At 62.8% G+C, this 2,861-nt stretch carries 1 protein-coding gene; it reads left to right on the forward strand.

From position 1 onward, the window contains the following. On the forward strand, nt 1-2,861 hold a 2,861-nt coding region (locus D5S18_RS27950; protein ID WP_147404215.1), incomplete at both ends, for a type I polyketide synthase.

The following is a 2,861-nucleotide window of genomic DNA, read 5'->3' on the forward strand; positions in this document are numbered from 1 at the left end:
CCAATATCGGTCACACTCAGGCGGCTGCGGGGGTGGCTGGTGTGATCAAGATGGTGATGGCGATGCGGCATGGGGTGCTGCCGCCGACGTTGCATGCGGATGAGCCGACTCCGCATGTGGATTGGTCGAGTGGTGGATTGCGGTTGTTGACCGAGTCCACTCCGTGGGGCGAGGACGGGCGAACCCGACGAGCAGCGGTGTCCTCGTTCGGTATCAGCGGTACCAACGCACATGTCATTCTCGAACAGACACCGGCGCAGGAACCCGTCCTCGAAGGCGAGGACGACGGGCAGCGGACAGTGATCGCGAATGCAGTGAATGCCCCAGCACCACTATTGATTTCGGCGAAGAACAAGGATGGGCTCAAGGAGCAGGCCCAGCGTTTGCGGTCGTTCCTTGGCGATCACCCGGAGCTGGATCTCGGTGCTGTTGCATACGCACTGGTCAACGATCGGGCTGTGTTCGAGTATCGGGCTGCGGTATTGGGCGTGGATAGGTCCGATCTGCTGGCCGGGCTGGACACCCTCGTGGGTGGTGGGGTTGCGGCGGGTGCTGTTCAGGGACAGGCCCGTGAGGGGAGAATGGCCTTTGTCTTTCCCGGCCAGGGAGCGCAATGGGAGGGTATGGCAGCCGAGCTGTTGGATTCCTCCCCGGTGTTCGCCGGTGAGATACGAGCATGCGCAACAGCTCTCGCCCCGTATACGGACTGGTCCTTGGAGGACGTTCTACGGCAGGTCCCAGGAGCAGCTTGCCTGGATCGTGTCGATGTGGTTCAGCCGGTCTCGTTCGCAGTGATGGTCTCTCTCGCTGCCTTATGGCGATCGTACGGTGTGGAGCCGTCGATGGTGGTGGGGCACTCACAGGGAGAAATCGCTGCCGCGTATGTAGCGGGAGCGTTGGACCTCGACGACGCAGCTCGGGTCGTGGCACTACGCAGCAAAGCCATACTTGCAGTATCGGGCCGAGGGGGAATGGTCGCGGTTTCCTTGCCTGCAGAAGAACTCACCAAACGTATCGAGCGGTGGGGCGATGACATTTCGATAGCGGCATTGAACGGCCCAGGTTTAGTGGTGGTTTCCGGTGGAGTGTCCGCACTCACTGAACTGCTCGAATCCTTGGAATCCGACGGGGTTCACGCGCGGAAGATACCGGTCGACTATGCCTCACATTCTGCCCAGATGGAGTCGATCCGCGCCACAGTGATCGAGGCATTGACGCCGATCGAACCGCACTCGAGCAAGGTCCCGTTCTATTCCACCGTCACCGGCGATCTGCTCGATACAGAGGCGTTGACGGCGGAATACTGGTATCGCAGCCTCCGTCAAACAGTGTTGTTCGAGGACGCTACCGTCGTCGTGCTCGACCAGGGATGCCGAGCATTGATCGAGGTCAGCTCACATCCGGTGTTGACCACGGCAATACGGGCGACCATTGAGGCTGGTGACAACAGCGATTCCGTCTCGGTCCTCGGTTCACTGCGCCGCGGAGAAGGCAACCTTGCACGGTTCGCAATGTCGCTGGCGGACGCGTTTGTGTGTGGGGTGGGGGTTGATTGGGGTCGGTGGTTTGGTGCGGTTCGCCGGGGCCGGGTGGAGCTTCCTGGTTATGCGTTCCAGCATCGCCGGTTCTGGCGCGAGTCACGGTCGGGTGGAGCCGGCATACAGTCGGTCGGCTTGTCGCGGGTCGATCATCCGCTTGTGGGTGCGGGTGTGAATCTCGGGGATGGCCGGGGTTGGCTATTCACCGGCCGGTTGTCCCTGGACAAGCATGCGTGGCTGGCCGATCACGCAGTTTCGGGGACAGTGTTGTTCCCAGGGACCGGGTTCATCGAGTGGGCGTTGGTCGCGAGTGCCCAGGTCGGTGCCGGGGTGGTCGAGGAACTGACCGTGCTGAAGCCGCTGGTGTTGACCGAGCACACGGCTGTGCAGATGCAACTCACTGTTGGCGAGGTGAGCGGGGAGGGGCGCCGCAGCTTCGATATCTACTCGCGGCCGGAACATCCTTCAGGGGCGGAAGCCGGGCAGGGGCAGTGGACACACCACGCCAGCGGTGCCCTCGTCTCGGGTGATGCCGGTGCTCAAGAACATTCGGAGTTGTTGGCGGGGTCGCTGTGGCCGCCTGCCGACGCCACGGCGGTGGAGATCGGTTCGATGTATGAGCGGCTTGCGGGGATCGGAGTCGTTTACGGTCCGGCGTTCCAGGGTGTGCGCGCGGCTTGGCAGCACGGCGACGAGGTCTTCGCCGAGGTCGAGATGGGCGAGGAGCAGGCCGTGCAGAGCGGTCGGTTCGGTATACATCCGGCCTTGCTCGACGCGGCGTTCCATGTCGCGTTGGATGTGTTGGGTGTAAAGAGTGAGCCGGGGCGGACGCCGCTGCCGTTCTCGTGGTCGGGGGTGGGCGTCCAAGGGAGCGGTGTTTCGCGGTTGCGGGTGCGTGTGGCGGCTGTGGGACCGGATGCTTATCGACTCACCGGATGGGACGAGTCAGGGGAGGTGGTGGTTTCGGTCGAGGCGTTGACTGCTCGTGCGGTCGATGTCGCGCAGCTCGAGGCTGCCCGTGGCGGACATGAGGATTTGTATCGGCGTGGCTGGGAACAGATTCAGGTCCGAACTGGTACCGGTGCGGATGGCTTGCGTGTTGTCACGGTCGGGGAGACCGATCGGGTGACGATCACCGCTGGTCTTGCCGCTGATCGTCATTCTGACCTTGCTGCGTTGGCCGAGTCTCTCGTTGAGGGGTTGCCGGTGCCGGATGTGGTGGTGGTGCCGTTCACCGGTGCGTTTGCTGATGGCGATGCTGATCTCGCGGATGGTGGGTTGGTGTCGGTGGTGAAGGCGAATACGTATGGGTTGTTGGGTTTG

The organism is Nocardia panacis (genome assembly GCF_003598715.1).
In the GTDB taxonomy this organism is placed as follows: domain Bacteria; phylum Actinomycetota; class Actinomycetes; order Mycobacteriales; family Mycobacteriaceae; genus Nocardia; species Nocardia panacis.